Annotated in this window: 8 protein-coding genes; 6 read left to right on the top strand and 2 right to left on the bottom strand. The window is 43.0% G+C overall.

Annotation, left to right across the window (positions count from 1 at the left end):
• Positions 1 to 213 precede the first annotated feature (213 nt).
• From BLW34_RS14660 to BLW34_RS17560, 6 genes are all read left to right on the top strand, one after another.
• On the top strand, positions 214 to 1,068 hold the full coding sequence (locus BLW34_RS14660) for an alpha/beta hydrolase (protein WP_090581148.1): 855 nt from the start codon (positions 214 to 216) through the stop codon (positions 1,066 to 1,068).
• Between the two features lie 235 nt (positions 1,069 to 1,303).
• The gene (locus BLW34_RS14655; RefSeq protein WP_090581156.1) at positions 1,304 to 1,813 is read left to right on the top strand and encodes a DUF3015 domain-containing protein; all 510 of its coding nucleotides are present in this window, start codon (positions 1,304 to 1,306) and stop codon (positions 1,811 to 1,813) included.
• Between the two features lie 120 nt (positions 1,814 to 1,933).
• A complete protein-coding gene (locus BLW34_RS14650; protein WP_256203821.1) occupies positions 1,934 to 3,805 on the top strand; it encodes an Lnb N-terminal periplasmic domain-containing protein in 1,872 nt (623 codons plus the stop codon).
• Positions 3,806 to 4,206: 401 nt separating this feature from the next.
• Complete coding sequence (locus BLW34_RS15880) at positions 4,207 to 4,458, top strand: terminase gpP N-terminus-related DNA-binding protein (protein WP_143037967.1); 252 nt, start codon at positions 4,207 to 4,209, stop codon at positions 4,456 to 4,458.
• Positions 4,410 to 4,757, top strand: coding sequence for a helix-turn-helix domain-containing protein (locus BLW34_RS14645; protein WP_090581146.1), 348 nt, complete (start codon positions 4,410 to 4,412; stop codon positions 4,755 to 4,757). The genes BLW34_RS15880 and BLW34_RS14645 overlap by 49 nt, the downstream gene beginning before the upstream one ends.
• Positions 4,758 to 5,022: 265 nt before the next feature.
• Positions 5,023 to 5,118 carry a transposase gene (locus BLW34_RS17560; RefSeq protein WP_090581150.1) on the top strand — a complete coding sequence of 32 codons (96 nt, stop codon included), beginning with the start codon at positions 5,023 to 5,025 and terminating at the stop codon, positions 5,116 to 5,118.
• A 226-nt stretch (positions 5,119 to 5,344) separates the two neighbouring features.
• Here the strand turns inward: BLW34_RS17560 and BLW34_RS15875 are convergent, their stop codons facing one another.
• Complete coding sequence (locus BLW34_RS15875) at positions 5,345 to 5,722, bottom strand: hypothetical protein (protein ID WP_143037966.1); 378 nt, start codon at positions 5,720 to 5,722, stop codon at positions 5,345 to 5,347.
• 279 nt (positions 5,723 to 6,001) lie between these two features.
• A partial coding sequence (locus BLW34_RS14630; RefSeq protein WP_143037965.1) for a transposase occupies positions 6,002 to 6,448 on the bottom strand: 447 nt, incomplete at its 5' end.

Here is a 6,448-nt window from a genome sequence, read left to right as displayed (position 1 = left end):
CGCGGGTTGCAAAAAATTCAAGCAATATGTGCAGTCATGCGAAAAATATTGCACGCCATTTATGGCATGTTACATAACAAACAACCCTTTGACGGCAGTATGTTCTTCAACATGGAGGCAGCATGATTTTCTCAAAAATGGGTTGCAAAAAGAGAGAGTATCTCCGTCATTGACATGGGGTAGACTGGCTCTACACATTACTCGCAGAATTAAATGATGAAAAAAGCATTTACCCGATTATTTTTTTTAATTATTCCTGGCGTAATATTACTCAATGGTTGCTCAAGCTTGTTCTATTATCCCGACAAAGGACATCTTTACTATGACCCAAAAGCTGCGGGATATGCCCCTGAAGATATTTATTTTACTGATGTCGCTCAAAGAAAGCTTCATGGTTGGTGGTTTTCCGCCAAAAAATCCCCAGCAAAGGCGACGATAATTTTTTTTCATGGCAATGCTGAAAACTTGACTTCTCACTACTTGCAATTGGCTTGGATCACTGATGAAGGATACCATCTCTTCATTTTTGATTTTCCTGGCTATGGACTTTCTGAAGGAAAACCCACTCCCAAAAGTTGTTTGGATTCTGGTCACGCTGCAGTGGATTGGGTGGCAAAAAATAAATCTCAGGGCGGTCCAATTATTATCTATGGTCAAAGCATGGGTGGCATTGTTGCCCTACGGACAGCGATTGATAAAAAATCTGAAATTAATTTAAAGCTCGTCGTTGCGGACAGTACCTTTGAGTCTTTTCAGCGCATTGTCAGTGTTAAACTAACTCACTTTTGGCTCACTTGGCCGTTACAACCGCTGAGTTATGTCTTAGTAAGTGATCATTGGGCGCCGGGAGATTTAAAATCAATTTCACCCGTTCCTGTCCTTGTTATCCATGGGCAAAATGATGTTGTCGTAGAACCTGAGCTTGGCGAAAAAGTTTTCGAAAAATTGGCTGAGCCGAAAACTTTGTGGAGAATTCCTGATGGAACTCACACTGATGTGTATTGGCGCCACAATTACAAATACCGCAACGAGTTCTTATCTTTTCTGGAAAATTTAGATAAGCCTTAGGTTTTTGTTTAGTTTAATAAGTCATTCTTGGAACACGCAATTGTTTTAGGATTGACAGCCTATGGAAGTTTCAGTAGATTCTGATTCGTTCTAATGAAAAAAAAATGTTTATTTTTCCTAGATCATTTTCTTGATGTTTTATGACAAAGAATTATGCGCTTCAAAACTGGCAGGGAATTATCGGAGCGTTAATCTGGGTTTGAAGCGGAAACAGCCTTTTTATGGAGAGAGAAATATGAAACAACATAGTTTGATTGCAGCAGCAGTTCTTTCACTTTTGCTTCCTGTTTCTAGTTTTGCCGCTGGATATGGTGCAGCAGGTTGTGGATTGGGTTCTATGGTTTTAGGATCAAAGTCGGGTGGACGACAGATTTTTGCTGCTACTACCAATGGGACATTTGGATCTCAAACTTTTGGAATTACATTTGGGACATCAAACTGTGGCGATCATGGATTGATAAACATCAGTAAAGAGCGGGAAATATTTGCGCAAGAGAACTACACCAGCCTGGTTAAAGAAATGGCGCAGGGTAAAGGTGAAAATCTGTATACCTTAGCCAGCTTGTACCAGTGTCCAGCAGAAACCCATCAAGAATTTGGTACTATGGTGCAGGAGAAATTCGATCATTTGGTAGTGAACGATCAAACCACTTCAACCGAATTGCTCAGCCAGCTTGAAAATCAACTGGCTCATCATCCGAAGCTCGCAAAATCCTGCGATATTCAGTTATCTGCATTGAATTAAGAAAAAGATAGTAAACGGATATAGGTAAAAACCTATATCCGCCCACCCCAATATTATTGTTTTTATGGTTTCTTAGTGCCGCCTGTTTGTTTTTTTGTTGGGTTAATTTTCTGGTTTTGCTTGTTTCCTGTAGCTGCTAATTCCGAAGATAAAAATGCTGTTGATTATCTGGCTGGACTGCAACAGCGAGCCAGACAAATAAAACTGAGTGATCAGCGCGTCTGGCACTTGCTATTAAAATACAATAAGAAACTCTTTGGCGGTGTGATCAGTGAAGCTGATGGGATGGAGTTTTTCAATTCTCCACAGGGAAAAACTGATCCAGAATCAGAACTAGCTGCCACTCTTGCCAGTTTTTTTGTTCCGTTGGCTGAGATTGCAAAAGGCAAAGAGCATCCACAGTGTAATTTTCCCGCCCGATTCAAATGGTTGAATCAGCAATTGGCATTCGACTCTGATCGCTTGGAAATACAAGAATGTGATCGCCTCGATCGTTGGATTAAAACATTGGATCCAGTGGGTGTAACGTTGGTATTTGCATCTTATTTCTTGAATAATCCCGCCTCGATGTTTGGCCATACCCTGATACGTATAGATAGCCGAAGAACTGAAAGTAACAATAATTTAATAAACTATGGCGCAAACTATGCAGCGATTCCCGATACAGAAAATGCGTTTCTCTATGCATTGAAAGGGCTGATAGGCTCTTTCCAGGGACGCTTTGCAATTTTCCCCTATTACACCAAGGTACAGGAATACAATAATTGGGAAAGCCGTGATCTATGGGAGTATGAGCTCAAGTTTACCCAAGACCAGTTGAATACGATGTTGCTCCACTTGTGGGAGTTGGGTGGAACCTATTTTGATTATTATTATTTCCAGGAAAACTGCTCTTATCATGTGCTTTCCCTTTTGGAGATTGCCAACCCGAATCTGCGATTAAAAGATCATTTCTTTTTTAGCGTTATCCCGGCTGATACGGTAAAAATAGTGATGGCGCAGGAGGATCTGGTAAAACAGGTTGTTTATCGACCCGCAGTTCTCAACCAAATGAACCATAAGCGCCTCAAGATGACCTCTGAGGAGAAGCGAGTATTACATAGCATGACCAAAGGGGAGGTCACACTGGAAAGTAATACCTTTGACAGCCTCTCCGCCAGCTCACAAGCACTTTTGTTAGACGCTTATATGGATTATCTTCAGTACAAAAGCATGCAGGAAAAGAGCGGCAGAGAGGTAAAGATTCCTCATTCAATCCTGCTGGCCAGAAGTCGCCTGCAGATTACTGATAATGGGAATGATCTCATGACTCGCTTTTCCAATTCGCCAGACCGTGGCCATGGCACGGATCGCTTCCGTTTAGGAGTAGGGCACAATGATCGCGAACCTTTTCTGGAGTTTGCCTATCGCCCGGCTTACCATGATTTAATGGCCAAAGATGTCGGGTATGACAAGAACTCTGAAATTATTTTCATGGACTTCAAGCTCCGCTATTTCTTCGAGTCTGAACGGGTAAGGCTAGATCAAGCAAAAATTCTCTCCATCACGGCACTCAATCCCTACGATTCCTTATTTGTTAAGCCTTCCTGGCGTGCAACCTTAGAGATTGACACACTCAGAGACCGCGATTGTAATTATTGCAATTCGGTTAAAGGCAATTATGGCAGTGGAATCTCCTATCGACCAGATTTTCTCTCGCCACTCCTGCTATTTTCTTTTGTTGATCTAAAAACTGAATTTTCTGGTAATTTGAAGCGGGATTATCGCCTCGGTGGGGATGTTGAATTGGGTGCGTTTTACGATATAAGCGAGGATTTGAGAATCAAAATAGCAGGTAGTTACCAGTTTTTTTTACTGGGTGATAGTAAGCGTTATTTCACCTCTCATTTCATAACCCGGTATGCACTGTCACAAGATCTAGATCTAAGATTGGAATTCAACCGTTTTGATCATAGCAATGAAGGCATTTTTGCGGTCAATTATTATTTTTAGCTTTTCTGGTGGTAGAGTCGCCAGAAGGAACTTCCTCTTCTGGCGCTCACGGAACCGTACGTGAAACTCTCACCTCATACGGCTCTTCATGTCCCTCGCAAATTACCAAGTTTGCATAAACCATTCGTTCATCTCATCGCTGGTTGACCAACGATCTATTTCGGATATGTCAGCCCCTTCGCTCCATTTCCATTACGGCAACTTCATCGCTGTCGGGTCGGAGGAGGCGCCTACTGAAAGGCTTGCCTCTGTCCACCGCTCAAACTGGACGTGCAGTTTTCCCGCATCCAGCTTTCACAAGGCTGCACTATTGCGCCTATTCAAAGAAGGTATACTTCTCGTGAATCAAAAATTGGTTTAAGTTAAGTGCAGTATTGTTATGGATATATTAGAATTTAGATATGTCAACACGTTATCAGCTTACTGCACAAGAAATTGCTGATCTAGAATCGGCACACCGTCATACCTCAGACAAGCGATATGCTGACCGGCTAAAAACTGTCTATCGGTTAGGAAGAGGTTGGTCGGTTACTCAAGTGGCTGAAGCGCTCATGATTGATCGGGAAACCGTGCGTAATCACTATAAGCGTGATCGCAAGGGGGCTTGCCTGCGCTACAGAAGTTCGAGGTTGGCGGTAGCGAGTCTTTTCTGAATGAGCTGCAAAAGCAAGCATTGGATCAACATCTGCACGAAAATCTGTATTTGACTGCCAAAGAAATCGCGCATTATCTCGAACAAACCTGGGGTTTCTCCTACAGTGCAAGCGGCATAACCCAATTATTATGCCGAATGGGCTATGTCTATAAAAAACCAAAACTGGTACCGGGTAAGGCGGATGCCGAGAAACAGCGCGCTTTCGTGGAATGCTATGAAGAACTCAAGGCAAGCAAAGCGCCCGAAGACCCTATTTATTTCAGGGATGCCACTCTCATCCCCATCATAATCCGGTAGCCGGTTAAGGATGGATCAAACGCGGCCAGGATCGCGAAATTCGGAGCAATACCGGTCGGCAGCACTTGAACATTAACGGTGCGATCAATACTGCTAGCCTACAGGCCATCGTACGCTACGATAACACCATCAATGCGCAATCGACTATCTAATTGTTTCAGCAAATCGAGGCACACCATCCAACAGCAGCATGTATTTACATTATTTGTGACAATGCGCGTTATTATCGATCCCAACTGATCAGTGACTATCTCAGCGACTCAAAATAAAACTCGTATTCCTGCCGCCATATGCATTCAACCTGAACTTAATTGAGCGTTATTGGAAGTTTTTCAAAAAGAAAATTCTGTATGGTCGCTAAATACCGTTATAAACTCTATAAATTCTATAAGTTTTCTTTATATTTTGGAGGCTTTAAATACCGTTGAGCCTCTCCTGCCATCATATCACCAATGTTCCGACATCTTTATTTGCTACTCTGGCTCTTGGTGGAAAAAGCATAAAAGCCACCCGCAGAGATAAAGCACACAAGGATGTAGGAGGATAAAAATTATCCTCTTACATCTTCACATCAGGTTCACATTTGTTTAATGGTTACGCTGCATATTTTCTCGGTCACTTGAGGAGCCTCCTGACGTAGAACTACCCTGCGGTGAAGGCTGTCTAGTCGCTGAGCCACCTTCTCCACCTGTTACGCCTTTGCGTTGACTGGTTCCCGGTGCACTATCCGATCCTGTGGAGGATGGAGCCATGCCTGTATCTCCGCTTGAGTCAGATTCGTGGGACGGGTGTCGAATATCTCCGCGCTCGGATGAGGAGCTTCCTGACATAGAACTACCTTGTGAAGAAGACTGCCCCATAGAACTTTTGTCATCCTGATCTGCATGTAGAATTCCATTCAGACCAAAAACGATAAAACTTGCAAATATCGAAGATCGAACTGCATTCTTTAAAATGATTTTCATAATACCTCCATCTATATTAAACAGTCTAATTGCTGTATTGAAATCGTAGCTCAGTTCTTATAACCTTATCTGTACGTTGTCGCACAAAGACTTAAACAAAAGACTTCCAGCAGGACGCCTTCTCATAGTTGGCTGTCATCAATAAACACCTGTTTTGATCCTGTTACTGTCGTTGATAACTCAAATGAGGAATTTGAAGTGAAATTAAAAACTAAAGTTACGGAGCTCACGGAAGAGCAACAGAGCAACAGGGTCAGGTCCTGAGGTATCCCCACGAATTTACTCTCTCTCCAATGAATCGAAGTAATCTACTAAAAGGGCTTGCGCCTGCTCCAACATTGAGGCGGATAATTCAAAAACGACATAGCGGCGAGCTATTCTGGCGAGAAAAATAACTGAATAGGGTGAACGACCTTGGCCGCTGTTGACCTTAATGTGTCGCTCGATATCAGTACCTTTTAAACATATCCCCGTAAGCCAAAGCGCAAAAATGATGAGCGCGGCAATTAATAACAGGTTGGCTCGGCGTTCGGCTTCAATCCGACTTTCGCTGGTAAAATCCAAACCATAATGCGTACTTTGGGTGTCTCGCAAGCCTTCCTCAATTTGCATACGGCTTCGATAATAATCCACGACCCGCACTGCAGAAAACGCTTTTAGCGAGGGCGATACAACCAGAAGCCAAGGCTCTTTTTCGCGTTTGGCATGTTTACGACGGGCACTGGA

The sequence above is a fragment of the Nitrosomonas sp. Nm58 genome (genome assembly GCF_900107335.1).
In the GTDB taxonomy this organism is placed as follows: Bacteria; Pseudomonadota; Gammaproteobacteria; order Burkholderiales; family Nitrosomonadaceae; genus Nitrosomonas.
This window is presented reverse-complemented; position numbering and strand designations above follow the sequence as displayed.